Source organism: Streptomyces sp. NPDC047108, from assembly GCF_040643575.1.
In the GTDB taxonomy this organism is placed as follows: domain Bacteria; phylum Actinomycetota; class Actinomycetes; order Streptomycetales; family Streptomycetaceae; genus Streptomyces.
On sequence record NZ_JBEYUP010000002.1, the window covers coordinates 494,811 to 521,225 of the forward strand.

At 70.0% G+C, this 26,415-nt stretch carries 21 protein-coding genes; 12 read left to right on the top strand and 9 right to left on the bottom strand.

Annotated features, from left to right (window positions below; translation table 11 throughout):
- Positions 1-2: 2 nt before the first annotated feature.
- Positions 3-2,519: a DUF6049 family protein gene (locus ABZ822_RS07315; protein ID WP_360848195.1), complete on the bottom strand. Its 2,517-nt coding sequence runs from the start codon at positions 2,517-2,519 to the stop codon at positions 3-5.
- 178 nt (positions 2,520-2,697) lie between these two features.
- Between ABZ822_RS07315 and ABZ822_RS07320 the strand changes: the two genes are divergently transcribed.
- Positions 2,698-4,206 (top strand): CCA tRNA nucleotidyltransferase, encoded by a 1,509-nt coding sequence (locus ABZ822_RS07320; protein WP_360848198.1) that lies wholly within the window; start codon positions 2,698-2,700, stop codon positions 4,204-4,206.
- A 194-nt stretch (positions 4,207-4,400) separates the two neighbouring features.
- On the opposite strand, the gene ABZ822_RS07325 is transcribed toward ABZ822_RS07320, so the two are convergent.
- The 3 genes from ABZ822_RS07325 to ABZ822_RS07335 all read right to left on the bottom strand — a co-directional run bounded on the left by ABZ822_RS07325 (position 4,401) and on the right by ABZ822_RS07335 (position 7,610).
- Positions 4,401-5,717, bottom strand: a complete 1,317-nt coding sequence (locus tag ABZ822_RS07325) for an MFS transporter (protein WP_360848201.1) — start codon at positions 5,715-5,717, stop codon at positions 4,401-4,403.
- 89 nt (positions 5,718-5,806) lie between these two features.
- A complete protein-coding gene (locus ABZ822_RS07330) occupies positions 5,807-6,889 on the bottom strand; it encodes an inositol-3-phosphate synthase (RefSeq protein WP_360848204.1) in 1,083 nt (360 codons plus the stop codon).
- 49 nt (positions 6,890-6,938) lie between these two features.
- Positions 6,939-7,610 carry a helix-turn-helix transcriptional regulator gene (locus tag ABZ822_RS07335; protein WP_360848207.1) on the bottom strand — a complete coding sequence of 224 codons (672 nt, stop codon included), beginning with the start codon at positions 7,608-7,610 and terminating at the stop codon, positions 6,939-6,941.
- A 357-nt stretch (positions 7,611-7,967) separates the two neighbouring features.
- Between ABZ822_RS07335 and ABZ822_RS07340 the strand changes: the two genes are divergently transcribed.
- Together ABZ822_RS07340 and ABZ822_RS07345 are read left to right on the top strand one after the other, a co-directional pair.
- Complete coding sequence (locus ABZ822_RS07340; RefSeq protein ID WP_360848210.1) at positions 7,968-10,586, top strand: transglycosylase domain-containing protein; 2,619 nt, start codon at positions 7,968-7,970, stop codon at positions 10,584-10,586.
- 94 nt (positions 10,587-10,680) lie between these two features.
- Positions 10,681-12,156, top strand: coding sequence for a glycosyltransferase 87 family protein (locus ABZ822_RS07345; protein ID WP_360848213.1), 1,476 nt, complete (start codon positions 10,681-10,683; stop codon positions 12,154-12,156).
- Positions 12,157-12,275: 119 nt separating this feature from the next.
- On the opposite strand, the gene ABZ822_RS07350 is transcribed toward ABZ822_RS07345, so the two are convergent.
- The 3 genes from ABZ822_RS07350 to ABZ822_RS07360 all read right to left on the bottom strand — a co-directional run bounded on the left by ABZ822_RS07350 (position 12,276) and on the right by ABZ822_RS07360 (position 15,012).
- Positions 12,276-13,307 (bottom strand): alanine racemase, encoded by a 1,032-nt coding sequence (locus ABZ822_RS07350; RefSeq protein WP_360848216.1) that lies wholly within the window; start codon positions 13,305-13,307, stop codon positions 12,276-12,278.
- Positions 13,308-13,416: 109 nt separating this feature from the next.
- Positions 13,417-14,535 (bottom strand): peptidoglycan bridge formation glycyltransferase FemA/FemB family protein, encoded by a 1,119-nt coding sequence (locus tag ABZ822_RS07355; RefSeq protein ID WP_360848219.1) that lies wholly within the window; start codon positions 14,533-14,535, stop codon positions 13,417-13,419.
- A 159-nt stretch (positions 14,536-14,694) separates the two neighbouring features.
- On the bottom strand, positions 14,695-15,012 hold the full coding sequence (locus ABZ822_RS07360; RefSeq protein WP_360848222.1) for a hypothetical protein: 318 nt from the start codon (positions 15,010-15,012) through the stop codon (positions 14,695-14,697).
- A 264-nt stretch (positions 15,013-15,276) separates the two neighbouring features.
- Here ABZ822_RS07360 and rpsF point away from each other — a divergent pair, with 264 nt between their 5' ends.
- The 4 genes from rpsF to rplI all read left to right on the top strand — a co-directional run bounded on the left by rpsF (position 15,277) and on the right by rplI (position 16,987).
- Entirely contained in the window at positions 15,277-15,567 is a 291-nt protein-coding gene (rpsF, locus tag ABZ822_RS07365) for a 30S ribosomal protein S6 (protein WP_360848225.1), read from the top strand.
- 68 nt (positions 15,568-15,635) lie between these two features.
- Complete coding sequence (locus ABZ822_RS07370; protein ID WP_360848228.1) at positions 15,636-16,226, top strand: single-stranded DNA-binding protein; 591 nt, start codon at positions 15,636-15,638, stop codon at positions 16,224-16,226.
- A 60-nt stretch (positions 16,227-16,286) separates the two neighbouring features.
- Complete coding sequence (rpsR, locus tag ABZ822_RS07375; RefSeq protein WP_055472526.1) at positions 16,287-16,523, top strand: 30S ribosomal protein S18; 237 nt, start codon at positions 16,287-16,289, stop codon at positions 16,521-16,523.
- Positions 16,524-16,540: 17 nt separating this feature from the next.
- Positions 16,541-16,987: a 50S ribosomal protein L9 gene (gene rplI, locus ABZ822_RS07380; protein WP_360848232.1), complete on the top strand. Its 447-nt coding sequence runs from the start codon at positions 16,541-16,543 to the stop codon at positions 16,985-16,987.
- A gap of 243 nt (positions 16,988-17,230) precedes the next feature.
- Here rplI and ABZ822_RS07385 read toward each other — a convergent pair whose 3' ends face one another.
- On the bottom strand, positions 17,231-18,571 hold the full coding sequence (locus tag ABZ822_RS07385) for an MATE family efflux transporter (protein WP_360848235.1): 1,341 nt from the start codon (positions 18,569-18,571) through the stop codon (positions 17,231-17,233).
- A 544-nt stretch (positions 18,572-19,115) separates the two neighbouring features.
- Here ABZ822_RS07385 and dnaB point away from each other — a divergent pair.
- Positions 19,116-20,573, top strand: a complete 1,458-nt coding sequence (gene dnaB, locus ABZ822_RS07390) for a replicative DNA helicase (RefSeq protein ID WP_360848851.1) — start codon at positions 19,116-19,118, stop codon at positions 20,571-20,573.
- 193 nt (positions 20,574-20,766) lie between these two features.
- A complete protein-coding gene (locus ABZ822_RS07395; protein ID WP_360848238.1) occupies positions 20,767-22,236 on the top strand; it encodes an FG-GAP and VCBS repeat-containing protein in 1,470 nt (489 codons plus the stop codon).
- A gap of 184 nt (positions 22,237-22,420) precedes the next feature.
- On the opposite strand, the gene ABZ822_RS07400 is transcribed toward ABZ822_RS07395, so the two are convergent.
- Entirely contained in the window at positions 22,421-22,792 is a 372-nt protein-coding gene (locus tag ABZ822_RS07400) for a VOC family protein (protein WP_360848241.1), read from the bottom strand.
- Positions 22,793-23,033: 241 nt separating this feature from the next.
- On the opposite strand from ABZ822_RS07400, the gene ABZ822_RS07405 reads away from it, so the two are divergent.
- The 3 genes from ABZ822_RS07405 to ABZ822_RS07415 are packed head-to-tail and all read left to right on the top strand — an operon-like array spanning position 23,034 to position 25,972.
- Positions 23,034-23,639 (top strand): LysE family translocator, encoded by a 606-nt coding sequence (locus ABZ822_RS07405; protein ID WP_360848244.1) that lies wholly within the window; start codon positions 23,034-23,036, stop codon positions 23,637-23,639.
- 2 nt (positions 23,640-23,641) lie between these two features.
- Entirely contained in the window at positions 23,642-24,385 is a 744-nt protein-coding gene (locus ABZ822_RS07410) for a phenylalanine--tRNA ligase beta subunit-related protein (protein WP_360848854.1), read from the top strand.
- A gap of 15 nt (positions 24,386-24,400) precedes the next feature.
- The gene (locus ABZ822_RS07415) at positions 24,401-25,972 is read left to right on the top strand and encodes a PLP-dependent aminotransferase family protein (RefSeq protein WP_360848247.1); all 1,572 of its coding nucleotides are present in this window, start codon (positions 24,401-24,403) and stop codon (positions 25,970-25,972) included.
- The last annotated feature ends 443 nt before the right edge of the window (positions 25,973-26,415 follow it).

Sequence of the window (26,415 nt, forward strand, 5' to 3'; positions counted from 1 at the left end):
GCTCAACGGTCCACTTTCTCACCCATGCCGGATGCCTCGCCGCTTTCCGGACCGGTGTCCGGCGTCACGTCACCCTGCTGCCCCTGGCCGGAGCCCGGCTCCTGGGGCTCTGTTTCCTGGGACGCAGGAGCCTCGGCCGGAGGTTCTTCCTGCGCGGGACCTGTTGCGGACTCCGTGGCCTTCCCGGACTGCTCCGGATCCTCAGGCGCCTCGCGCTCCTCGGACGTCTCCGGCTCCCCGTGCTCCTGCTGCTGCGCGGACTCCTCGCCCTGCTGCGACTCCTCGGAGCCACCGGCCTCCGGGGAGTCGGGAGACTCCGAGGAGTCGGGGGCCCCCGTGCCGTCCTCGCCGCCGCGGCCCGCGGCCCGCTTGCGCTGGGTGTACATCCTGATGCCTGCAAGGACGAGAAGCAGCACACCGCCGGCGATGACGAGCATCACCGTGGACGTGATCTCGGTGACCTTCACCCGGAACGTCATCGGGGCGCCGTAGGGCGTGCCGTCCTCCGTGTAGAGGCGGGCGGTCACCCAGGCCGTGCCGTTCGCGTGGGCCGTGGTGTCGAACTTCACCGACTGGCTGTGCCCGCCCTCGACCTGGATCGCCTGCTCCTGCTCGACCTCGAGCCGGTTCGGCTGGCCGGAGGTGAGGACCAGCTTCATCCCCTCGATCCCCTGGACCAGGTTGTTCTGCACGGTCACCGGGATCGTGGCGCTGCGGCCGGAGAGGGTCTGCGTCGACTTCTGGACGAGCTGGATGCTCTGGCTGAGGTCGGTGAGGTAGTCCTGCACCGATCGCCGGTAGTCGGTGGCACCACGGCCGTTCCCCCGCCACGACGTGGACGTCTCCCGCATGATCGCGTTGCCGACGGGCGTCACCACGCGGTCGGGCTGGGAGAGGATCACCTGGAAACGGTCGAGGGAGTTCTGGGTCGTCCGAGCGTCGCGGAAGGCCTCCGTGGGAAGCTCCTGCTTCCTTAGCGAACCGGGGTAGGAGCCAGGGCCGGGCACCTGCGTGGTCGCACCGGGGTCGGGCTTCGCCTTCGCGGCGTCGCTCAGGTCCTGCGGCTGCGCCCACCGCTCCTCCTCGAGCCCGGCGATCGCCTCCGCCATCGACCGCGCCTGGCTCGCCGAAGGCATCCGCTGCGGGGCGACGACGATGCTGCGCTGCTTGCCGGGCGCCTGCATGGTGACCATGAGGGTCTGCGCGAGGAACTGCTGCACGGCGAGCGTGGAGTCCTCGGCACGCGAGAGGTCCCCTTGGAAAGCCGTGGAGAGCCGCGCGTCCGAGACCACCGCCGTATTACCGCGGCCGATGGGGCGGGCCGCTGTGGGGCTGTACGGGAGGCCGCCCCGCTCCCTGAGGCTGTCGCTGCGCGTGATCACGTTGTGCGCGCCTGCCGAGGTGGCCACATCCACGACCGACGAGTCGATGGCGCCCTCGGCGGGCCAGGCGAAGTCGGTACGGGGCTTCCTGCCGAGGATCGTCTCCACGGTCCTGGAGGACAGGTCGGTCGCGGACTTGAGCTGGCCCAGCGCACCCCCGACGTCCTTGCCCCGGTGCGCCAGGGAGGCGAGGTCGGGGTCGGCGAACGGGAGCGCTACGACCTCACGGTCCTCGGTCGCCTCCTGGAAGTCCTTGAGCCACTGCTTGGCGACGGCCTGGTGCTTCCCAGCGGTGCCTGAACCGTCGGGGTTGGCGATCTTGTAGTTCTTCGTCATGGCGTCGACCGTCGCCAGGAGGTCCGGATCCACCACCCATGTCACGGGGAGGTCCTTGCCGAGGGAGACCATCTGCTGGAGCCGGCCGCCCGGGGCGATCTCGTCCGCGAGGGAGCCGTCGCGCAGCATCCGCGTCTGCTCCGCGTCGGAGTCCGTACGAGCGGTGAGGTGAGAGGTGGAGATCAGCGGCCAGAGGTAGCTGACGTCGGTCTTGCGGTCGGCCGCACGGGGCTGCCACGGGAGGAAGGTCCGCTCGATGCCGAGTACCTGGTCGTAGGACCTGCCGGGCGTCCGGCCGGCGAGAGAGACGCCGAGCTGGTAGATCCCGTTTCCGTGGAAGTCGAGATCCTCGACAGGGATGCTGAGGCTGAAGCTCTCCGTGATGCCGGAGGGCAGCTTGTCGATCTCGGCCTGGTACTTGCCCGGGACCTCTTCGCCGTCCGCGCCGGCGGTGTACCCGGTGCGCTTGGAGGCGGTGTCGATGGCGCTGCGGCTGTCGAGCGTCCGGCCGAGGCGAAGCGCGACGTGGGCATCCGTGATCGTGGACTTGCCCTTGTTGGTGACGGTGCCCTTGACGGTGAGTGTGTCGTCGTCGGTCGGGGTCGTCGGCGTCATCGAGTTGATCGAGACGTCCACCGGGCTCGAAGCGGACACCTTCGACGCGGCCTGCGCGGGTGCGGCGGCGGGGATCTGCAGCAGGCCGGCGAGGAGCGGAGCTCCCAGCAGCCCGGCGGCCGTCCGCCGCAGCCACTGGCGGGCGGGAGCGGATCGCGTTCCCTGGAACTGTGCCGCTTCGGCCACGCGTATGCCCGTCCCTCGCTGTCGTCAGTGGTAGTTGCCGGATGTGCGTCCACGCATGGTAACGAGACCCGCCGAGGTGAAGTGCTGGGGAGTGCTCCACATGATCGGATCGCCCCTGAGCGCTGCCCCGGGGAAGGGGGGACGCTCCGGGAAGCCGGGCCACGTACCCTGTTCTGTTGTGCCGAACGCCAACCATGACAGCCAGACCCCGCAGACCCCGCAGACCCCGCAGACCGCTCCGCCCGTGAGCCCTCTCAGCCAGGCGCAACGCCGGGCCGTGAGTGAACTGCTACGGGTCTCGCCCGTCGCCGACGACCTCGCCCGCCGCTTCCGGGACGCCGGTCACACCCTTGCTCTGGTCGGCGGCTCCGTACGCGACGCACTGCTCGGTAGGCTCGGCAACGACCTCGACTTTACGACGGATGCCCGCCCCGAGGACGTGCTGAAGATCGTCCGGCCCTGGGCGGACAGCGTGTGGGAGGTCGGCATCGCCTTCGGCACCGTCGGCTGCATCCGCAGGACCAAGAGCGGTGGCGAGGAGCGCGAGTACCAGATCGAGGTGACGACCTACCGGTCGGAGGCCTACGACAGGACGTCCCGCAAGCCCGAGGTGTCGTACGGCAACTCCATCGAGGAAGACCTCGTCCGCCGTGACTTCACCGTCAATGCGATGGCCGTCGCGCTGCCCGAGAAGGAGTTCGTCGATCCCCACGGCGGCCTCGAGGACCTTGCGGCACGCGTGCTGAGAACGCCCGGCGCTCCGGAGGACTCGTTCTCGGACGATCCGCTGCGGATGATGCGGGCCGCCCGGTTCGCGGCCCAGCTGGACTTCGACGTCGCCCCCGAGGTCGTGCGCGCGATGACGGCGATGTCGGACCGCATCGGGATCGTCTCCGCGGAGCGCGTACGGGACGAGTTCAACAAGCTGATCCTCTCCCCGCACCCGCGCAAGGGGCTGAAGCTGCTCGTCGGCACCGGGCTGGCGGACCACTTCCTGCCCGAACTTCCGGCGCTGAAGCTGGAGCGGGACGAGCACCATCGGCACAAGGACGTCTACGAGCACTCCCTGACCGTGCTGGCCCAGGCCATCGGTCTGGAGGAGGGCGAGCCGGACCTCGTCCTGCGACTGGCCGCGCTGCTGCACGACATCGGCAAGCCCAAGACGCGGCGCTTCGAGAGCGATGGCCGTGTCTCGTTCCATCACCACGAGGTGGTCGGCGCGAAGCAGACGAAGTCGCGGCTGACCAAGCTGAAGTATCCGAACGAGTTCGTGAAGGACGTCTCGCGGTTGGTGGAGCTGCATCTGCGGTTCCACGGCTACGGCACGGGTGAGTGGACGGACTCCGCGGTCCGCCGGTACGTACGGGACGCTGGACCGCTGCTCGACCGGCTGCACAAGCTCACCCGCTCGGACTGCACGACGCGGAACAAGCGGAAGGCCGCGGCGCTCTCCCGGGCGTACGACGGTCTGGAGGAGCGGATCGCACGGCTGCAGGAGCAGGAGGAGCTCGACGCCATCCGGCCGGACCTGGACGGCAACGAGATCATGCAGATCCTCGGAGTGAAGCCGGGCCCGGTCGTCGGCCAGGCGTACAAGCATCTGCTCGAGCTGAGGCTGGAGCACGGGCCCATGAAGCGGGATGACGCCGTGGCCGCGCTCAAGGAGTGGTGGTCCGCGCAGAGCTGACACCGGTCGAGGTCGCGTGTTTCACGTGAAACAGGGGCGCCGTTCAACACGGAGCCCCTGTCTCGTCTCTGTGGGCATGAGCGAGCTGGGCTCCCCGTGCCGGACGAACGCACCGCGCCCTCGGTGCGGTCGGCCCCGAGGCTCGTTTCACGTGAAACAGTGAGGGCTCGACACCCGGAGCGGCTCTGCGCGCTTCATGAGCCCTGTTTCACGTGAAACAGGGCCTCCCGGTTAGGCCGAATGGGTCGGCCGACCGCGACGACGGCTGCGTAGATCGCGGCGATGAGGATCACGAGAACCGCCGAGCGCCCGTCGGGGGGCAGCATCAGCGCGGCCACGCCCGCCGCCGCCACGAAGGCGACATTGAAGAGCATGTCGTAGAGGGAGAAGATGCGGCCGCGATAGGCGTCGTCCACGGACGACTGGACGATGGTGTCCGTCGCGATCTTCGCCCCCTGGGTGGCGAGCGCCAGGAAGAAGGCGGCGGCCAGTATCGGCCCGGGCTCGAAGAGAAGGCTCAGTCCGGGTTCGAGAACGGCCGCGCCTGCGGAGCAGGCGACGATCCAGCGCACGCGCGCGTCCGGCCCCAGCCAGCTGACGGCGCGGAGCCGGTCGATCGCCCAGGGAGTGACGACCGCCGCGGCGAAGAAGCCCGCTCCGGAGACCACGACCGCGAGGCCGAGGAGCGCGAGCCCGTCCGATTCGGTCTTCGACCAGGTGTAGCGGCAGAGCATGAGCACCATCACGGTCAGAGCGCCGTAGCAGAAGCGCATCAGGCTCATCGCGGTGAGCGCGCGTGCGGCCAGACGGCGTTGGCTGAGGTGCCGCAGCCCCAGTGCCAGACCCTCGGCCGTGCTCTTCAGTGCCTTCCGGAGGCCGGGCCGGACCAACTCCGGCTCAGGACCGAGCAGTTCACGGGCCATGCGCAGCGCCGCGAGGCCGGCGCAGAGATACAGCCCCGCCCCCAGCAGCACGGTCACCGCGTCCGACTCCGCCCCTGCGAGCCGTACGGCAAAGGCGAGCCCGCCGCCGGCCGTGGCCGCCAGCGTCCCGGCCGTCGGGGAGAGGGAGTTGGCCATGACGAGCCGTTCCTGGTCGACGACGCGAGGAAGGGCGGCGGAGAGTCCCGCGAGGACGAAGCGGTTGACGGCCGTTACCGACAGTGCCGAGGCGTAGAAGAGCCAGTCGGGCACCGCGGCGACGATCAGCACCGCCGTGCCGGAGGCGAGGACGGCTCGCAGCAGGTTTCCGTACAGCAGGACCTGGCGGCGGCGCCAGCGGTCGAGGAGAACGCCCGCGAACGGGCCGATGAGCGAGTAGGGCAGCAGCAGGACGGCCATGGCTGAGGCGATGGCGGCCGGTGAGGTCTCCCGTTCCGGCGAGAAGACGACGTATGTGGCGAGCGCGACCTGGTACACGCCGTCGGCGAGTTGCGACAGGATGCGGACGGCCAGCAGTTGGCGGAAGCCCCGCAGTCCCAGCAGTACGCGCAGATCACGCAGAACAGCCATGCCGCACAGCCTCACACAGCACGCGGACCCCCGGGCGTATTGCCCAGGGGTCCGCGGTCACGAGCCAGAGGTGATGCGCCGGACGGCTCTCAGCGCTCGACCTCGCCCTTGATGAACTTCTCGACGTTCAGGCGGGCCTCGTCGTCGAAGTACTGCACCGGCGGCGACTTCATGAAGTACGAGGACGCCGAGAGGATCGGGCCGCCGATACCGCGGTCCTTGGCGATCTTCGCGGCCCGCAGGGCGTCGATGATGACACCGGCCGAGTTGGGGGAGTCCCACACCTCGAGCTTGTACTCCAGGTTCAGCGGGACATCGCCGAAGGCACGGCCCTCGAGACGGACGTAGGCCCACTTGCGGTCGTCCAGCCAGGCCACGTAGTCGGACGGGCCGATGTGGACGTTGTTCTCGCCCAGGTCGCGGTCCGGGATCTGCGAGGTGACGGCCTGCGTCTTGGAGATCTTCTTGGACTCCAGGCGCTCGCGCTCGAGCATGTTCTTGAAGTCCATGTTGCCGCCGACGTTCAGCTGCATCGTACGGTCCAGGATGACGCCCCGGTCCTCGAACAGCTTGGCCATCACGCGGTGCGTGATCGTGGCGCCGACCTGCGACTTGATGTCGTCGCCGACGATCGGAACACCGGCCTCGGTGAACTTGTCCGCCCACTCCTTGGTGCCGGCGATGAAGACCGGCAGAGCGTTGACGAACGCCACCTTGGCGTCGATCGCGCACTGGGCGTAGAACTTGGCGGCGTCCTCGGAGCCGACCGGCAGGTAGCAGACCAGAACGTCGACCTGCTTGTCCTTGAGGACCTGGACGACGTCGACCGGCTCCTCGTCGGACTGCTCGATGGTCTCGAGGTAGTACTTGCCCAGACCGTCGAGCGTGTGGCCGCGCTGCACCGAGACGCCGGTGGAGGGCACGTCGCAGATCTTGATGGTGTTGTTCTCGCTGGCACCGATGGCGTCCGCGAGGTCGAGGCCGACCTTCTTCGCGTCCACATCGAAGGCGGCCACGAACTCGACGTCACGCACGTGGTAGTCGCCGAACTGCACGTGCATCAGACCGGGCACGCGGCTGTCCGGGTCGGCGTCCTTGTAGTACTCGACGCCCTGCACCAGCGAGGCGGCGCAGTTGCCCACGCCGACGATGGCTACGCGAACCGAACCCATTCCGGTTGCTCCCTGTTTGTACTCGACGAAGCCCTGCGGGATGCAGGACTCAATTTGCGGTGTCGTCGGACGGATCCGGCCGGGCGCTACCCCGGTCCCGGGGCAGGCCGCCCGTGCTCCCTGACTGGTCCTGAGATTCCGGGGCGGACCGTTGCTGATCCCGCCCCGCGCGCTCGCTCTCGATCAGCTCGTTGAGCCAGCGGACCTCGCGCTCCACCGACTCCATCCCGTGCCGTTGCAGCTCGAGGGTGTAGTCGTCCAAGCGCTCACGGGTACGGGCCAGGGATGCGCGCATCTTCTCGAGGCGCTCCTCGAGCCTGCTGCGCCGTCCCTCCAGGACCCGCATCCGTACGTCGCGCGACGTCTGTCCGAAGAAGGCGAAGCGGACGCCGAAGTGCTCGTCCTCATACGCGTCCGGACCGGTCTGGGCGAGCAGCTCCTCGAAGTGCTCCTTCCCCTCCGCCGTCAGCCGGTAGACGATCTTCGCCCGGCGTCCGGCGAGTGAGGCGGCGAGCGCATCCTCCGGTGCACTGCCCGGCTCCTCGATCAACCATCCCTGGCTGACCAGAGTCTTCAGGCAGGGGTAGAGGCTGCCGTAACTGAACGCCCGGAAGACGCCCAGGGACGTGTTGAGCCGCTTCCGCAGCTCGTAGCCGTGCATAGGGGACTCCCGGAGCAGGCCCAGAACGGCGAATACGAGGATGCCGGAGCGCCTGCTCATCCCTCGCCTCCTGTGGTCCTGTCGTGCCCTATGACGCTGTGATGTATCGATTCGATACATCCAGACGATAGAACGCTCCTCCGGCTGCGACAAGAGGGGAAACCGTGAACGGCGTCACATCACTGATTCGTAGGAATCAACTTGCCTGATTTGGGGTGAACATGGGCGCTGGGTGGGTTTTGGACGTGCGTAGTCTGTGCGCCATGCAGACCAACGGGAACCACGGGACACCGCGGAGCGTCCTCGTCTTCGGTGCACTGCGGTCACCGGCCGGAATGCCGGCGTCCGCATGTCGGGGGGACCGGAAGTCATCTGTCGCTTTCAGGCACTAGCGCCTGCCCGAGGAGTAACAGTTCCATGAGCGAGCACCGTCGCAAGCCGCCGCAGTCGCATGGCGGTGGACGCGCTGCGGCCCGGCGCGGGGCTGGGCAGCCTCCGTCCGGCCGCCGAGCCGCACCTCAGCGCGGCGCCAACCGGTCCGCCGGGGGCCCGGCCGGCGACACGAATCCCTACGGCGGGCGCGCAGAAGCCCGGCGTGCTGCCCAGAGAGCAGGCGGGGGCGGCAGGCGGCGGGCGGCCGGTGCCGCTGCGGCCGCCGAAGCGGGCGGCAGGGCGGCCTCACGCCGTGCGATGGCACGAGAGCCGCAGGCGAAGCGTTTCATCGACTACCCGCGGGCCGGGAAGACCGGATTGCGGCGCTGGGTGCCGTCCTGGAAGCTCATCGCCGGGTCGGCCTTCGGTTTCTTCGCGCTGATGATCGGCGCGGCCGGCCTGGCCCTGGCCTTCGTGGTCGAGGTGCCCAAGGAAAGCCAGGCGGCTCAGTCGCAGAGCAACGTCTTCTACTGGTCCGACGGCTCGCAGATGGCCGCCACCGGTGGAGACGTGAACCGGCAGGTCGTGCCGATCACGTCGATCCCCAAGTCGATGCAGGACGCGGTGATCTCCGCCGAGAACGCCACGTTCTACCAGGACTCCGGCGTCAGCCCCGTCGGTATCGCGCGCGCCGTGTTCAACATGGCACGGGGCGGCGACACCCAGAGCGGTTCCACGATCACGCAGCAGTACGTGAAGAACGCCATGCTCACCCAGGACCAGACGCTCACGCGTAAGGTCAAGGAACTCTTCATCTCCATCAAGGCGGACTCGGAACTCAGCAAGGACCAGATCCTCCAGGGCTACCTGAACACGGCCTACTACGGCCGTGGTGCCTACGGCATCCAGGCGGCGGCGCAGGCGTACTACGGCAAGGACTGCGACGACCTGACCGCCAGCGAGAGCGCCTTCCTCTCCGCCGTCCTCAACGGCCCCAACTTCTACGACCCGGCCGGCGGCATCGGCGACAACGCCACCAAGGCGCTCAACACCCAGCGCGCCAAGGAGCGGTGGTCCTGGACGCTCGGCCGTGAGGTCCAGGTCGACCGGATGAGCGCCGCGGAGCGCAGCCGGATCCTCAACAAGGGCTTCCCGACGCCGAAGGATCCGAAGCTGGCCAAGGGGCTGTCCGGCCAGAACGGCTACCTCGTCGAGACGGCTCAGAAGTACGTCGTCAAGCAGACGAACCTCAGCCCGGACGACCTGTCCAAGGGCGGCTACCAGATCCACACGACCTTCGACAAGAAGAAGACCGAGCTGCTCGAGAAGTCCGTCAACGCCTCGCGCAAGACGTACCTCGACACCAAGAAGCGCGACCGCGACAAGTTCGTGCAGTTCGGTGGAGCGTCGGTCGATCCCAGCACCGGGAAGATCGTCGCCCTCTACGGCGGCGAGGGATACGACCAGAACCACTTCAGCAACAACGCGGACAGCTCCGGTGTCCCGGTGGGCTCGACCTGGAAGCCGTATGTGCTGGCCGCGGCGATGAAGTACGGCAGGTACGACACCGACGGTCAGGGCGTTCCGCCCACGAGCAAGTACAACGGCAACGACCGGATCGTGATCAAGGACCGCAACGGCAAGGCCATCCCCGGTCCGGGCGGCCGGCCGTTCCGCCAGAAGAACGAGAGCGACCGCGCCTGGGGCTACATCTCGCTGAACAAGGCGATGGAGCAGTCCGTGAACGCGCCGTTCGCGCAGCTCGGCGTCGACGTCGGCCTGGGCAATGTCAAGCAGGTCGCCATGGACACCGGCATCCTCGAAGAGAGCATGGACAAGCTGAACGTGTCCTACTCCCTCGGTACGTCGACCCCGAGTGCGATCCGCATGGCCGACTCGTACGGCACCTTCGCCACCTCCGGCCGGCACGTCGATCCCTACTCGGTGACCAAGGTCGAGAAGGAGGGCCAGGAGTACGAAGGGTTCGATGCGCCCAAGCCGAAGCAGGCTCTCCAGAACAACGTCGCGAACAACGTGACCAAGGTGCTGGAGAACGTCATCGAGAACGGCACCGCGCAGAAGGCCAAGGCACTCGGCCGCTTCGCCGCCGGCAAGACCGGTACCACCGACGAGAACAAGTCGGCGTGGTTCGTGGGCTACACCAAGCAGCTCTCCACCTCGATCGCGATGTTCCGCAACGACCCGGGAAGCAAGAAGCTGCTCTCCATGAACGGTACGGGTGGCTTCGACTCCATCCACGGTGGTGCCATCCCGACCGAGATCTGGACCGACTACATGAAGGCGGCGCTCAAGGGACAGCGGAACCTCCCCTTCCCGGAGCCGGAGCCCATCGGTGAGCCGGTCGACCAGCCGGGCGCCCCGTCGCCGACACCGACGCCGTCGGACACGCCCACGGCCTCGCCCTCGGAGGAGCCGACGCAGTCGCCGAGCGGGACGCCGTCCACGTCGCCGAGCCCGTCGGACACCTGCAGCGTCTTCGACCCGGAGTGCCAGCCGGGTGGCGGCGGCAACGGAAACGGGGGCAACGGAAACGGCGGCAACGGTGGCGACGACGGTGGGTCCACGGGCACGCCGACACCACCGTCCGGCGGCAACGACAGCGGCGGAATCTTCGGCGGCCCGACCGGCACACGCCGGGAGTGACCGCCGCGGGCCACGCCCGCCGTAGGCATAGCCCCCGTCCGGTCCGACCGGGCGGGGGCTTCGCCGTCGGCGCGCGTGCGGCAATATGTGGCGCATGACGAGCGTGCACGAGGACCGGCGCCGGCAGCCCGTACGGCCCACAGCGGAGGACCCGGTGGCCGCGGCCGGGAGCGAGCTGATCGGCGGCCCGGCGGGGCGGCGGATGCTGCCCGGCGCCGGGTGGTGGACGCCGGTACGGGTGATCGCGCTCCTCGCGATCGGGATGTTCGCCCTGGGCATGGTGCAGAAGCTGCCCTGCTACAGCGGCGGCTGGTTCTTCGGTGCCACCAGCCAGTACACCCATGCCTGCTACTCCGACATCCCGCATCTCTTCAACGCCCGCGGGTTCGCCTCCGGCCTGACCCCCTACCTCGACCGGCTGCCGGGGGACATGGAGTATCTGGAGTATCCGGTCCTGACCGGGTTCTTCATGGAGGCGGCCTCCTGGCTCACCCCCGGCGGCGGGTCGATCGTCCAGCGTGAGCAGGCCTACTGGCTGGTCAACGCCGGCATGCTGATGGTCTGCACCGCGGTGATCGCCGTCTGCGTGACCCGTACGCACCGCCGGCGCCCCTGGGACGCCCTGCTCGTCGCGCTGGCCCCCGCCTTCGCCCTGACCGCCACCATCAACTGGGACCTCTTCGCGGTCGCTCTCACCGCCGCGGCGATGCTCATGTGGTCCCGCAGCAGGCCGCTGGCCGCCGGTGTCCTCATCGGGCTGGCGACGGCCGCCAAGCTGTATCCGGTGCTGCTGCTCGGGCCGCTGCTCGTGCTGTGCCTGCGGGCGGGGCGCCTGCGCGCGTGGGGGTCGGCGGCGGGCGGCGCGGCCGTCGCGTGGCTGGTGGTCAACCTGCCGGTGATGGCGCTCGCGCCAGAGGGGTGGCAGAAGTTCTACACCTTCAGCCAGGAGCGGCCGGTCGACTTCGGCTCGTTCTGGCTGATCATCTCCCAGCGCACGGGAGACCCCCTGGAGGGGGCCAACACCTGGGCGACGGCGCTCACCCTGCTGCTGTGCGCCGGGATCGGCGCCCTCGCGCTCTACGCGCCCCGCCGCCCCCGCTTCGCCCAGCTCGCCTTCCTCGTCGTCGCGGTCTTCATCCTCGTCAACAAGGTCTACTCACCGCAGTACGTACTGTGGCTCATCCCGCTGGCGGCGCTCGCCCGGCCCCGGTGGCGCGACTTCCTGATCTGGCAGACCTGCGAGGTGCTCTACTTCGCCGGGATCTGGATGTACCTCGCGTACACCTCCAGCGGCGACAAGCACCACGGACTCCCCCTGGAGGGGTACCAGTTCGCGATCCTGCTGCACCTGCTCGGGACGCTGTACCTGTCCGCCGTGGTGATCCGGGACGTGCTGATGCCCGAACGGGACCCCGTACGGCGGGACGGCTCGGACGACCCCTCGGGCGGTGTGCTCGACGGGGCGCCGGACGCCGTGGTTCTCGGCCACCGCCGGCACGCCCGGCACGCGGCCCACTACGAGGGCACTCAGGTGCGGTGGGGCGCGGCGCAGCGGGGCGGCTCGGCCTGAGCGCCCCGCCGGCGTCGCGGTGCGGCGACCGGGTGGCCCGGGGACCCGGGGGCGCGAAAGGCGCCCCTGGAGCCCTCAGGGCCACCTCTGCGGGCCTCCCAGCCACAGGCCGTCAGGACTCAGCGGTCGACGACGCGGTCGACCTGCGTCGTGGTGTGCCGCAGGTGCGCCACCAGCTCCTCGCCGACCTTCGGCTCCGGCGCGTCCAGCGGGATGAACAGCAGTGAGACCTGCATGTGCGGCGGTTCCGCGAACCAGCGCTGCTTGCCCGACCACATGAACGGCGCGAGGTTGCGGTTGACGGTGGCCAGACCGGCCCGGGCGACACCCTTGGCCCGCGGCATCACGCCGTGCAGCGCCTTGGGGGCCTCCAGGCCCACGCCGTGTGACGTGCCTCCGGCGACCACCACGAGGTAGCCGTCGGCGGCGGCCTTCTGCTGCCGGTAGCCGAATCGGTCGCCCTTGACGACCCGTGTGACGTCCAGGACGGCGCCGCGGTACTCGGTGGCCTCGTGATCGCCCAGCCAGAGACGGGTACCGATACGGGCGCGGAAGCGGGTCTGCGGGAACTGCTGCTGAAGGCGCGCGAGTTCGTCCGCCGCGAGATGGCTGACATACATCGTGTGCAGCGGCAGCCGGGCGGTGCGCAGCCGGTCCATCCAGCCGATGACCTCCTCGACCGCGTCGGAGCCGTCGGTGCGGTCCAGGGGCAGGTGGATGGCGAAGCCTTCGAGGCGTACGTCCTCGATGGCGGCGTGCAGCATCGGCAGATCCTGCTCGCTGACACCGTGCCGCTTCATGCTGCTCATGACCTCGATGACGACGCGCGCCCCGACGAGGCCGTGGACGCCCTCGACGGACGAGACCGAGCGGATGACGCGGTCGGGCAGCGGGACGGGCTCCTCGCCGCGGCGGAAGGGCGTGAGGACGAGGACGTCGCCGCTGAAGTAGTCCTTCATGCGGGCGGCTTCGTAGGTGGTGCCGACGGCGATCACGTCGGAGCCGAACCCGCCGACTTCGTCCGCCAGGCGCTCGTGGCCGAAGCCGTAGCCGTTGCCCTTGCAGACCGGGACGATGCCGGGGAACTGCTGGATCACCTTCTGCTGATGCGCCCGCCAGCGTGCGGTGTCGACGTAGAGGGTGAGCGCCATGGCCGGTACGGAACCTCTCTCGTGGCTGCGGTGTATAGAAGATATGAAGCGGAGAACGTGGGGGATGGTTGCGTCGGCGGCGGTGCTGCCGGGGGATCCGGCAGCGGGGTCAGCGGCGGGACATGTAGATGTCGAGCGCCTTGTGCAGCAGCTTATTGAGCGGGAAGTCCCACTCGCCGAGGTATTCGGCCGCCTGACCGCCGGTGCCGACCTTGAACTGGATCAGGCCGAAGAGGTGGTCGCTCTCGTCGAGGGAGTCGCTGATGCCTCGCAGGTCGTAGACGGTGGCGCCGAGCGCGTAGGCGTCGCGCAGCATCCGCCACTGCATGGCGTTGGAGGGCCGGACCTCGCGCTTGTGGTTGGCGGAGGCGCCGTAGGAGTACCAGACGTGGCCGCCCACGATCAGCATGGTCGCCGCGGCGACGGCCTCGCCCTCGTGGGTGGCGAAGTAGAGCCGCATCCGGTTGGGGTCCTCGGCGTTGAGGGCCGTCCACATGCGCTGGAAGTAGCCGAGGGGGCGGGGGCGGAAGTGGTCGCGCTCGGCCGTGATCTCGTAGAGGCGCTGCCACTCGGGGAGGTCGTCGTAGCCGCCCTGGACGACCTCGACGCCGGCCTTCTCGGCCTTCTTGATGTTGCGTCGCCAGAGCTGGTTGAAGCTCTTGAGCACGTCCTCGAGGGAGCGGTTCTCCAGCGGGACCTGGAAGACGTACCGGGGCTGGACGTCGCCGAAGCCCGCGCCGCCGTCCTCGCCCTGCTGCCAGCCCATGCGGCGCAGCCGGTCGGAGACCTCGAAGGCGCGCGGCTCGATGAAGGTCGCCTCGACGTCGCGCAGCCGCTTCACATCCGGGTTCTGGATGCCCGACTTGACCGCGGCGGCGTCCCAGCGGCGGATCACGACCGGGGGGCCCATCTTCACCGAGAAGGCGCCCTGCTGCTTCAGATGGGCGAGCATCGGCTGAAGCCAGTCCTCGAGATTCGGCGAGAACCAGTTGATCACCGGGCCCTCGGGAAGATAGGCGAGGTACCGCTTGATCTTGGGGAGCTGACGGTAGAGGACCAGTCCGGCACCGACGAGCTGGCCCGACTGGTCGAACCACCCGAGGTTCTCCGCGCGCCATTCGGCCTTCACATCGGCCCATGCCGGGACCTGCATGTGGCTGGCCGAGGGCAGGCTCTGGATGTACGCCAGATGCTGCTCGCGGCTGATCGTCCTCAGGGTCAGGCTCATGCGGGGCGCTCCTCGGCAGGTGTGTCCCCAGGGTCGGGGCTCCGGCTCTCGCCGGGAAGCCTACTGCGCCAAGGCCTGTGCCCTCCTGGGGACGGTCCGGCAGTCCAGGTGCCATCCCCCGACGGATCGGACTGCTCCCCGCTGCGCCTGCCGGGTGTACTAGCCGAACAGCCCGCCGCGGGACATGCCGAGGTAGAAGCCGACCGCCGCCGCGCCGAGGCCGACGATGAGAAGGAAGCGCTCACTCGTGGTCGCAGAGATCATCTGGCCCCAGGCTCCGGTCAGCACCCCGACCAGACCGGTCCAGGACGCGATCAGGTGGAGGCTGCTGAACTGAGCGGTGACGAAAGCCACTACGCCGAGCACCACCGTCGCCACGACGAGGCTGTTCTCAACGGGGTGGGCCTTGCCGTCGCTGTTGAGCACCGAGCTGACTGCGGATAGGGGGCCGTGGTGTTGACGAACTGGCTGCGCCATGGGGCACCTCCTGGCGAAGGGCGGCGCACTGTAGCGCCGCACACACCCGATGTGTACAGATTGCGGCCACCCCAGGCCGGATTTCAACCGGAAGGCTCGGTGCAGGTACTGTGTACCGTCTGCACAGGTGTCTGCCCTGGTCGCCGAAGGTCCCCTACGCGGGACGGACCGCGTTGTCAGTGGCAGCCGATACCGTGCTACGCATCAAGACCCTCCTGCCACGGAAAGACCGTGGCCGCTGAGTCCAGAGGAGGTGGGTTCCACATGCGTCACTACGAGGTGATGGTCATCCTCGACCCCGATCTCGAGGAGCGCGCTGTCTCCCCGCTGATCGAGAACTTCCTTTCCGTGGTCCGCGAGGCCAACGGAAAGGTGGAGAAGGTCGACACCTGGGGCCGTCGTCGTCTCTCGTACGAGATCAACAAGAAGCCCGAGGGCATCTACTCGGTCATCGACCTGCAGGCCGAGCCTGCGGCCGTCAAGGAGCTCGACCGTCAGATGAACCTGAACGAGTCGGTCCTCCGGACCAAGGTCCTCCGCCCCGACACCCACTGAGCCTGAGCTCAGCACTCGTCGGGTTCGAGTAGCAAAAGCCAGAAGCAGCACCGCCGAGAGGTTCACCCATGGCAGGCGAGACCGTCATCACGGTCGTCGGCAATCTCGTTGACGACCCCGAGCTGCGCTTCACCCCGTCCGGTGCGGCGGTCGCGAAGTTCCGCGTCGCGTCCACTCCCCGCACCTTCGACCGCCAGACCAACGAGTGGAAGGACGGCGAGAGCCTCTTCCTCACGTGCTCGGTGTGGCGTCAGGCGGCGGAGAACGTCGCCGAGTCCCTCACGCGAGGCACTCGCGTGATCGTGCAGGGCCGCCTCAAGCAGCGGTCGTACGAGGACCGCGAGGGCGTCAAGCGCACGGTCTACGAGCTCGACGTCGACGAGGTCGGCGCCAGCCTGCGCAACGCCACGGCCAAGGTCACCAAGACCACCGGCCGCGGAGGCCAGGGCGGCTTCGGCGGCGGTGGCGGTGGCGGCCAAGGTGGCGGCGGCTGGGGCGGCGGCCCCGGTGGCGGCCAGCAGGGCGGCGGCGGGGCTCCCGCCGACGACCCCTGGGCGACCAGCGCACCGGCCGGCGGCCAGCAGGGCGGCGGCGGTGGCGGCTGGGGCGGCGGCTCCGGCGGTTCCGGTGGCGGCTACTCGGACGAGCCGCCCTTCTAGGCCCGCGCGGCCTGGTCCGGGCGACCAGCACAAACTTCTTGATCACACTGGAGAGAGACAATGGCGAAGCCGCCTGCTCGCAAGCCGAAGAAGAAGGTTTGCGTGTTCTGCAAGGAGAAGATCTCCTACGTCGACTACAAGGACACGAACCTGCTGCGGAAGTTCATTTCCGACCGCGGCAAGATCCGTGCCCGCCGGGTCACCGGCAACTGCACCCAGCACCAGCGTGACGTCGCCACGGCCGTCAAGAACAGCCGTGAGATGGCGCTGCTGCCCTACACCTCGACGGTCCGCTAAGGGAGGGTGACAGAATCATGAAGATCATCCTCACTCACGAGGTCTCCGGCCTCGGTGCCGCGGGCGACGTCGTGGACGTCAAGGACGGCTACGCTCGCAACTACCTGGTCCCGCGCGGTTTCGCGATCCGCTGGACCAAGGGTGGCGAGAAGGACGTCGAGCAGATCCGCCGCGGCCGCAAGATCCGCGAGATCGCCACGATCGAGCAGGCCAACGCGGTCAAGGCGCAGCTCGAGGGCGTCCAGGTCCGCCTGGCGACCCGCTCCGGCGAGGCCGGTCGCCTGTTCGGCTCCGTGACTCCGGCCGACATCGCCTCGGCGATCAAGAGCGCCGGTGGTCCGGACGTGGACAAGCGTCGTATCGAGGTCGGTTCGCCGATCAAGACCCTGGGCGCGCACCAGGTGTCCGTGCGTCTGCACGCCGACGTCTCCGCGACGGTTCCCGTCGAGGTCGTCGCCGCGTAAGCGCTGCCTTCGGCACAACGCGACGAAGGGCCGCACCCGTTGGGGTGCGGCCCTTCGCCGTTGCTGACGGCGGGGCGGACACCGCCTGCCGGCAGCGGTCAACGCACCGGGCAATGTGCGATGTTCACGCGGCATGCGGCATGCGGCATGCGGCATGCGGCATGCGGCATGCGGCATGCGGCATGCGGCGGGTTGGGTGCGGGGCGAGGTTCGGGGCGGGCCCGCGCGTCCCGGCTGCGCGCGTCAGGTGCGGACGGCGCCCGTGACGAGCCAGCGGCCGGAGCGTGTGCGGACAACGAGCGTGAGCATCCGGACGAACATCATCAGGCCCATCACCCACCACAGCGCTGTGAGGCCGCCTCCCAGGCTCGGGACGGCGAGGGCCACCGGAGCGAAGACGGCCAGGGTCACGATCATCGCTCCGGCGAGATACGGTCCGTCGCCGGCGCCCATGAGCACGCCGTCGAGGACGAAGACCACCCCCGCGACGGGCTGGGTCACGGCCACCACCAGCAAGGCGGGCAGTAGCAGTTCGTGGACGGCGGAGTCGCTGGTGAAGAGCAGCAGTAGCAACGGCCTGCCCGCGGCGACCAGGAGGCCCAGGACGACGCCCGACCAGATGCCCCACTGCACCATGCGGCGGCAGACCGCCTTGGCGCCCGCCGCGTCCCCCGCGCCCAAGTAGCGCCCGATGATGGCCTGTCCGGCGATGGCGATGGCGTCCAGCGCGAAGGCGAGCAGCGACCACAGGGTGAGGATGATCTGGTGTGCGGCGATGTCGGCGTCGCCGAGCCGTGTCGCGACCGCGGTGGCGATCATCAGGATCGCGCGCAGCGAGAGCGTACGGACCAGGAGCGGAGCTCCGGCCTGTGCCGAGGCCCGGATACCTGCCGCGTCGGGGCGCAGTGAGGCACCGTGCCGCCGGGCACCGCGGACGACGACGGCGAGATACGTCGCGGCCATGGCCCACTGGGCGATGACCGTGCCCCATGCGGAGCCCGCGATGCCGAGCCCTGCGCCGTAGACGAGAAGGGCGTTGAGGGCGGCGTTCGCCGCGAAGCCGCCGATGGCCACGTACAGCGGGGTGCGGGTGTCCTGGAGACCGCGCAGCACACCGGTGGCCGCGAGCACCACGAGCATCGCGGGGATACCGAGCGCGCTGATCCGCAGATAGGTGATGGCGTGCGGCGCCGCGGTGCTGGAGGCACCGAAGAGGTCGACGAGCCCCGGTGCCGTGGGCAGGGCCACGGCGATCAGTACGGCACCCAGGAGCAGGGCGAGCCAGATGCCGTCCATGCCCTGCCGGATCGCGGCGGGGAGGTCACCCGCGCCGACCCGCCGGGCGACGGCGGCGGTTGTGGCGTAGGCGAGGAAGACGAAGACGTTCACGGCCGTCAGCAGCAGGGCTGCGGCGATGCCCAGACCTGCGAGTTGCGGGGTGCCCAAGTGCCCGACGATGGCGCTGTCGACCATGACGAAGAGCGGTTCCGCGACCAGCGCTCCGAAGGCGGGCAGGGCGAGGGAGACGATCTCGCGGTCGTGGCGGCGGAGGCTGCGCTTCTCGGGTGAGGGGGCCAAGGGCATGCGCGCCAATGTAATCTTCCACAGGTAAGAGATGCAACCGGCAGCCACTCCTTACCGGAGATCATCTGTGCCGATCTTGTGTGCGCCGTTTGTCGCGATCTTGCCCCGCCCGGGAAAGTTTTTCTTCTGCACAGCCAGTGGACGGCGAAACCGCAGCTCAGGGCGGTAGATGGAGGGGGGTCCTGTATTTGTCCACAGCGTCGTCCCCTGTGCTGTGCACAGGTTCGGCGGCCTTCTCCACAGGATGTGCCGCGTCGTCCACATGGCCTGTGGATAACCATCTTGGCTGACGGTGGCGGCAGCCCTACCGTAGTGCGGCGCCCGCCGCCTGTTTCCGGCCTCATCGTGCCCGTCCGGAGCTTTCTCAGGACCCTCGGACCGTCGAGCCGTAACCGGAGCCGGGCCATCTTGTTTGTCAGAGGCGTGCCCTAAGAAAGAGGGCACGACGAAGCAGGGCTGCACGGGGGCGGAACGACCCGCGTCGCGTACGGGAGGAGGTGTCGGGGTGAGCCAGCAGGAGACGGAGGACCCGTGGGCGGCGGACATGGGCGCCGGCGACCGCCTCCCCGCCTCCCGTTCACGCGGTGAGGAGCGCGGGCGGTACGGCGACCGGCACGACCGCGGTTCCGACAACTGGTCCGGCGGAGGCAGCGGAGGCGGCGGAGGCGGGGGGACGCCCTTCGAGCGGGTGCCGCCCCAGGACCTCGACGCCGAGCAGTCGGTCCTCGGCGGCATGCTCCTCTCCAAGGACGCCATCGCCGATGTGGTGGAGGTCCTCAAGGGCAGCGATTTCTACCGTCCCGCGCACGAGACGATCTACCAGGCGATCCTCGATCTCTACGCCAAGGGCGAGCCCGCCGACCCCATCACCCTCGCCGCCGAGCTGACCAAGCGCGGCGAGATCGCCCGCGTCGGCGGCGCCTCCTATCTGCACACGCTCGTCCAGTCGGTCCCGACCGCGGCGAACGCGGAGTACTACGCCGAGATCGTCCATGAGCGTGCGGTGCTGCGCCGCCTCGTCGAGGCGGGCACGCGGATCACGCAGATGGGCTATGCGGCCGACGGCGACGTCGACGAGATCGTCAACACCGCCCAGGCCGAGATCTACGCCGTCACCGAGCAGCGCACCAGCGAGGACTACCTCCCGCTCGGCGACATCATGGAAGGCGCCCTCGACGAGATCGAGGCCATCGGCTCGCGCAGCGGCCAGATGTCCGGTGTGCCGACCGGCTTCACCGACCTGGACTCGCTGACCAACGGTCTGCATCCGGGTCAGATGATCGTCATCGCGGCCCGGCCCGCGATGGGTAAGTCGACGCTGGCGCTGGACTTCGCGCGGTCGTGCTCGATCAAGAGCAATCTGCCCAGCGTCATCTTCTCGCTCGAAATGGGGCGCAACGAGATCGCGATGCGTCTGCTGTCCGCCGAAGCGCGCGTGGCACTCCACCACATGCGCTCGGGCAGCATGACCGACGAGGACTGGACCCGGCTCGCGCGCCGCATGCCGGACGTGTCCCAGGCGCCGCTCTACATCGACGACTCCCCGAACCTGTCGATGATGGAGATCCGCGCCAAGTGCCGCCGCCTGAAGCAGCGCAACGACCTGCAGTTGGTGATCATCGACTACCTGCAGCTCATGCAGTCGGGCAACTCCCGCCGGCCCGAAAGCCGTCAGCAGGAGGTCTCGGACATGTCCCGTAACCTCAAGCTGCTCGCCAAGGAGCTCGAGGTCCCGGTCATCGCGCTCTCACAGCTGAACCGTGGCCCGGAGCAGCGCACCGACAAGAAGCCGATGGTGTCGGACCTGCGTGAATCGGGTTCGATCGAGCAGGACGCCGACATGGTCATCCTGCTGCACCGTGAGGACGCGTACGAGAAGGAGTCGCCGCGCGCGGGCGAGGCGGACCTGATCGTGGCGAAGCACCGTAACGGTCCGACGGCCACGATCACCGTCGCCTTCCAGGGGCACTACTCGCGCTTCGTCGACATGGCCCAGACCTGAGCCTCGGTCCGGCGATGACCGCGTCGCGGTCTCGGGCGCCCGCACCATCGCGGGTGTTTGACCCGCACCATCGCGGGTGTTGGCCCACCCATCGTGAACCCGGTGCCAACTGCCGTTGAATTCCGTACAACCAGCGCCCCCCTTCGACGGTCACACCAGATACCCCGCACCCGTCGACCGAGTGGGAGCCTCCGTGCCGCACCGCTGCCGCAACCTGACGTACGCCATCGCAGCCGCCGCTGTGGTCACCGCCGGGTTCGCGTTCCCGTCCGGCGCCACCGCTGCCGCACCCCGTACCGCCACGAGCGACTTCAACGGCGACGGCTACGCGGACCTCGCCGTCGGCGTCCCGGACGGGACCGTCGACGGCAAGGCCAAGGCCGGGTACGTGAACGTGGTCTGGGGCGGCCCGAAGGGCGTCGGCGCCCACGGAAGCATCCGTGTCACCCAGGCCACGCCCGAGGTTCCCGGCACCCCGGAGGCGGGCGACCGCTTCGGCGCATCCGTGGCCTTGGTCGATCTCAACGGCGACGGCATCGCGGAACTGCTCGCCGGTGCCCCCGGCGAGGACGTCACGGACCGCGGTACGGACGCGGGCATGGTCACCGTCGTAGGCGGCTCGACGGACGGGCCCGGGCCGGGGTCGACGGTCCTGACGGGGCCGTCGCCGTCGGCCGCGTACGGCAGATCGGTCGCGGCGGCCGAGCTGACCGGCGGCGACAACAAGGCGATCGTCACCGGCGGCACGGACAAGGTCGTCGCTCGTGTCATCCAGGGTGAGGACAGCATGATCACCACCGTCGTCGCCGCCCCCATGGGCGGCCGCGCCCCCGTCCTGGCCACCGGCGACTTCGACAGTGACGGCACGTCGGACCTGGCCGTGGCGTACTGGACGGCGGGCAACCCCAGCACGCAGTCCCATGTGCGCCTGTGGAGGTGGGACGCCGACCGCTCCGAGATGGCCAACTTCTGGAACACGGACAACGCCGGCGTGACCGCCCTGGCCGCGGGCGACTTCGACGGCGACGGCCACGACGACCTGGCCCTCGGCGAGTGCCGTGAGATCGCCGACGAGAACATCGACGACCCGTGCGGTCCCGAAGAACTCGCCACGGGGGGCGGCATCCACGTTCACTACGGAAGCCCCGCGAGCGGGTCGTTCGGCAGCCGCGCGCAGACCCTCAACCAGGACACGGCGGGTGTCCCGGGCGTAGCCGAGGACGGCGACCGCTTCGGAGCCTCCCTCGCCGTCGGCGACGTCAACCGCGACGGCCGCGACGATCTGATCGCGGGCGCTCCCGGTGAGGCCATCGGGAGCAGAGCGGGAGCGGGCGCCGCCTGGCTGCTCTCCGGCGGCGCTCAGGGGCTGCTCGACGCAGGCGGCGCTGCCACGTCCGTCGCCTGGAACCAGGACACGTCCGGCGTCCCCGGCGTCGCCGAGGCGGGCGACACCTTCGGCGCGGCGGTCGCCTCGGGTGACGGCAACGCCGACGGTGTACCGGATGTCACGGTCGGATCCCCTGGTGAGAACGCCTCCTTGGGCGCCGCGTGGCTCCTCCGCAGCGGCTCGGCCCGTGACTCGGCGGCCTTCTCGCCCCGCACGCTCGGCCTCCCGTACCTGTCCACGGCTCAGAAGTACGGGAAGCCGCTGAGCAGCCGCTGAGCAGCGCCGAGTGAGCCCTGCGGACGTTCTGCCCGCCGGTGGACGCGATGGATCCCGGCGCGGAACAGGTCTGCTGAGACGACATGGCCTCGCCGGTAACACGCAGAAGGCCGCGGTGAGACGGGATGGAAGAACAGCAGGCCACAGAGGCGGGGGAAGGCAGCGGCGGCTGTGATCCTGAGGCTCAGCCTCCGACCACCAGGCAGAAGGGGTGCCCCGCCGGATCGGTGAGGACCCGCCACCTGTCCTGCTGCGGCTGGTGATCCGGCTTGGCGGCGCCCAGTTCGAGCAGCGCCGCCTCGGCCTCGTCCAGGTCGCCGACCGCGAAGCACAGATGGAGCTGCTGGGGGACGCTCTGGTCGGGCCAGCTGGGAGCCCGGTGGTTCTCGACCCGCTGAAATCCGATGCCGAGTCCGTCCTCGTGGCCGAGGGCCGCGAAGTCGGCGCCGGACCTGGGGTGGAGATCGAGGCCGGTGGCCTGCTGATAGAACGCGGCGAGCGCCGGCGGGTCCGGGCAGTCGAGCGTGATCGCGCTCAGCTTCATCAGCGGGGGCATGGCAACTCCGGGCCGGTCGGGGGCTCTTGGGAGGTCACACCCTAGGAGCCGGCGCGTGGCCGCCGATCCGCAGCCCGCGGGTGGACAGCCGGCCCCCTTAGGGACCAAGAGGCCCCGCGCGTGGCCGCCCCCCCAGCGACTCCGTAGCCTCCTTTGGACCAGGGAACCCGGGGCACTTTGGCCCTGTGTGCCGGGCCATCACCGCGGCAGGGTGAGAGGACCCCAAGCCCGCGGAGGTCCCGTGAGTACCGCGTTCCTGCTGACCACCCTGGCCGTGGTCGTCACCCCGGGCACCGGCGTCGTGTTCACGCTGGCCGCCGGGCTCTCCCACGGCCGGCGCGCGAGCGCCGTCGCCGCGCTCGGCTGCACCCTCGGCATCGTGCCGCACCTCGCCGCCGCGGTCACCGGCCTCTCCGCGCTCCTGCGCACCAGTGACCTCGCCTACGACGTCGTGAAATACCTCGGAGTCGGCTACCTGCTCTACGTGGCGTGGACGACTCTGCGCGACAAGGAGGCGCTGACGGTCGCGGCCGGGGCGGAGCCGCGGTCCGCGGTCCGTACGATCACCTCCGGGGTCCTGGTCAACCTGCTGAACCCGAAGCTCACGCTGTTCTTCGTCGCGTTCCTCCCGCAATTCCTCCCTACCGGCGAGTCCGGTTCCGCCGGGGCCATGCTCCGGCTCGGCGCGGTCTTCATGGCGCTGACCTTCGTCGTCTTCGCCGCGTACGGATGGTGCGCCGCCGCCGTGCGTGACCGCGTGCTGGCACGGCCGCGGGTGATGACGGCCATCCGCCGGGTGTGTGCCGCCGGGTTCGTGGGCCTGGGCGTACGCATGGCGGTGGCGTGAGGATGCGCTTCCGTCACGCGGACGCCCTCCGGTCCGACTTCCCCGAACTCTCCGCCGGTGCGCTCTGCGCCGAGGTCGGCACGGCCCGCGACGCCGGGTCGGCGGCCGGTCTCGCCATGCGCGTCGCCGCGTACACCGCCCGTGCCACGGCCCGGCTGGACCGTGCCCCCGAGAGCGAGTTCCCCGAAGTGCGGGCCTGGCGGCGGGCCTTCGCACGGATGGGGCTGAAGCCGACGCAGTACCGGTGCGCGTCGGAGGCGCTGCTGCGGCGGCTCCGCAAGGACGGGTCCCTGCCGCGCATCCATCCGGTGGTCGACGTGTGCAACGCGATCTCGGCCGCGTACGGGATACCGGTCGCGGTCCTGGACGCTGAGCGCATCGCCGGTCCGCTGCTCGTGGTCCGCCGCGCCCGAGGCGACGAGCCCTACGTGTCCTTCGGCGGCGGAACGGAGCACCCCGCGCCCGGCGAGGTGATCTTCGCCGACTCCGCGGGTCGGGCGCATGCGCGCCGCTGGACCAACCGGCAGAGCGCCCACTCCGCCGTGTGCGGTCGCACGCGCCGGGTGATCGTCGTGGCCGAGGCGCTGCACGACGGTGGCGCGGACGCGGTAGCGGATCTGCTGACGACGGTCGCGCACGAACTGGCCGCTCACTGGAGGACCGTCCCCGAGCCGGCGATCCTGACCCCGGCCGCACCGGAATGCGTCCTCACCACCCCGTCGGCTTCCGGAACCACGGCGCCGTAGCCCTTGCGTGACACCATGGGCCCGGTGAGCACGGGAGCACAGGGCACGGGTGGCGGACCCCCGGTGTACGGCTCGGACTTCCTGCAACTCGACGCCGCCGGTGTGCCCGCCGTGGGCAAGGCCAATTGGCTGGCCGGGCGCTTGCGCGAGGCGATGGCCGACGGCCGTCTCGCCGTCGGCAGCAGGCTGCCGCCGACCCGCGTCCTCGCCGCCGAACTGCGCGTGTCCCGCGGGGTGGTCACCGAGGCGTACCGGCGCCTGACCGAGGACGGCCACGTCGAGGGGCGCGGACGCGGTGGCACGGTGGTGGTCGCGGTGCCCCTGGCGCCTCCCCCGGCTTCTGACGGGCCGCCGTCGCACGGACCGACGACACGGGCCACCAGCACGCTTGGACAGGCCGCACCCGCCCCCCGTCCACGGAGCGGGCAGCGCGAACAGGTCGTGCCCGACGGGCTGTTCGCGGGCGAACCCGACGACGGCGTCTTCGACGCGCTCCGCTCCGCCCGGGCCCGCGTCGACCTCGTCCCCGGTCAGCCCGACCTCGCCGCCTTCCCCCGCGCTGCGTGGCTCCGTGCCGAACGAGCCGTCCTCGCCGAGGTGCCTGCCGAGCACCTCGGCTACGGGGACCCGCGCGGCGCCGCACCCCTGCGCCGCGCCGTCGCCGACTGGCTGGCCCGCAGCCGGGGGATCCGGGTCGGCGCGGACGAGGTACTGATCGTCGCCGGGACCACCCAGGCCCTCACCCTCCTCCACCCCGCCCTGCGGGCCGACGGCATCGACGCGGTCGCGGTCGAGGACCCCGGCTCGTTCGGGACCCGCGGCCACCTGCGGTACGGCGGCCTGGACACTCCGCCGGTGCCGGTCGACGACGACGGCGTACGGGTCGACGCGCTGCGCGCCACCGGCGCCGGAGCGGTCCTGCTCACGCCCGCGCACCAGTTCCCCACGGGCGTGGTGACGAGCGGCGAGCGCCGCCGTGAACTGCTGCGCTGGGCGGCGGACGGCGGGCTGATCCTGGAGGACGACTACGACGCCGAGCACCGTTACGACCGGCCGCCCGTTCCCGCCCTGCGTGCGCTGCTCGCCGACCGGGTCTGCTACATGGGCAGCGTCTCCAAACTGCTGGCGCCCGCGCTGCGGATCGGGTGGACGGTGCCGTCGCCGCGTCACCGCGAGGCCGTGACCGAGGCCAAGCGCTTCACCGATCTGGGCAATGCCGTGCTGCCGCAGCTCGTCCTCGCCCGGCTGATGGAGTCGGGCGAGCTGGAGCGGCATCTGCGGATGGTGCGGGCCCGTCACCGGCGGCGCCGCGACGCGATGATCGCAGCGATCGCCGAGCATCTGCCGGGCGCGGTCGTGCACGGTGCGGCGGCCGGTCTGCACCTGACGGTCACGTTCCGGCAGGACGTGCCCGACACCGACCTCGCCGCCGCGGCGCTCTCGGCCGGCGTCAAGTGCCAGCCCCTGTCGTGGCACCGGCAACGGCCGGGCCCGCCCGGCCTCGTCCTCGGCTATGCGGCCGGCCCGCCCGGTGTCGTGGCCGAAGGCATCGCTGTGCTGGGCGAGGCGCTGCGGAAGCTGGCCTGAAGGGTCGGGGGACTCGGGGAGCGACGGCCCCTGGCGATACGGGAGCCGCCCGGCGCCACCGCGCGGGCGTCGTCCGCGCAGGGCGGCCACGCCTCAGAACGGCCCGTCGGCCGCGCCTCCGAACGGCCCGTCGGCCGCGGCGACGGGGCGGCTCCCGAGCGTGTCCAGCGCCTCGTACCGGGTGGATCCGGAACGAGTTGGGAGCCTTGTCCAAGCCCTGCACAGATACGTTTCACCGCTGTGTCACCGGGGTGTCAGCTCTGCGAAGCGGCGAGCTGAGCGGAAGCGGAATCTGAAACGGGATCAGATGGCTGGCCGCAGCCCCCGACATCCAACTCAGATACCGGACATGACGACGCATCGGTAACAGGGGGCTTGCGCCGACCCCCGCCGATCGTGCAAGGATCCTCCCGTCATCCGGAACGAGTGGTTTCCGTCATGGA

Bases quoted from the DNA above. Each gene is read 5' to 3' on its own strand.
- dnaB (WP_360848851.1), top strand. From the start codon at position 19,116: ATGGGCGCCGGCGACCGCCTCCCCGCCTCCCGTTCACGCGGTGAGGAG.
- ABZ822_RS07355 (WP_360848219.1), bottom strand. From the start codon at position 14,535: ATGAGCCTGACCCTGAGGACGATCAGCCGCGAGCAGCATCTGGCGTAC.
- ABZ822_RS07350 (WP_360848216.1), bottom strand. From the start codon at position 13,307: ATGGCGCTCACCCTCTACGTCGACACCGCACGCTGGCGGGCGCATCAG.
- rplI (WP_360848232.1), top strand. From the start codon at position 16,541: ATGAAGATCATCCTCACTCACGAGGTCTCCGGCCTCGGTGCCGCGGGC.
- ABZ822_RS07400 (WP_360848241.1), bottom strand. From the start codon at position 22,792: ATGCCCCCGCTGATGAAGCTGAGCGCGATCACGCTCGACTGCCCGGAC.
- ABZ822_RS07415 (WP_360848247.1), top strand. From the start codon at position 24,401: ATGGGCCCGGTGAGCACGGGAGCACAGGGCACGGGTGGCGGACCCCCG.
- ABZ822_RS07325 (WP_360848201.1), bottom strand. From the start codon at position 5,717: ATGGCTGTTCTGCGTGATCTGCGCGTACTGCTGGGACTGCGGGGCTTC.
- rpsR (WP_055472526.1), top strand. From the start codon at position 16,287: ATGGCGAAGCCGCCTGCTCGCAAGCCGAAGAAGAAGGTTTGCGTGTTC.
- ABZ822_RS07345 (WP_360848213.1), top strand. From the start codon at position 10,681: ATGACGAGCGTGCACGAGGACCGGCGCCGGCAGCCCGTACGGCCCACA.
- ABZ822_RS07360 (WP_360848222.1), bottom strand. From the start codon at position 15,012: ATGGCGCAGCCAGTTCGTCAACACCACGGCCCCCTATCCGCAGTCAGC.
- rpsF (WP_360848225.1), top strand. From the start codon at position 15,277: ATGCGTCACTACGAGGTGATGGTCATCCTCGACCCCGATCTCGAGGAG.
- ABZ822_RS07410 (WP_360848854.1), top strand. From the start codon at position 23,642: ATGCGCTTCCGTCACGCGGACGCCCTCCGGTCCGACTTCCCCGAACTC.
- ABZ822_RS07385 (WP_360848235.1), bottom strand. From the start codon at position 18,571: ATGCCCTTGGCCCCCTCACCCGAGAAGCGCAGCCTCCGCCGCCACGAC.
- ABZ822_RS07330 (WP_360848204.1), bottom strand. From the start codon at position 6,889: ATGGGTTCGGTTCGCGTAGCCATCGTCGGCGTGGGCAACTGCGCCGCC.
- ABZ822_RS07370 (WP_360848228.1), top strand. From the start codon at position 15,636: ATGGCAGGCGAGACCGTCATCACGGTCGTCGGCAATCTCGTTGACGAC.
- ABZ822_RS07335 (WP_360848207.1), bottom strand. From the start codon at position 7,610: ATGAGCAGGCGCTCCGGCATCCTCGTATTCGCCGTTCTGGGCCTGCTC.
- ABZ822_RS07340 (WP_360848210.1), top strand. From the start codon at position 7,968: ATGAGCGAGCACCGTCGCAAGCCGCCGCAGTCGCATGGCGGTGGACGC.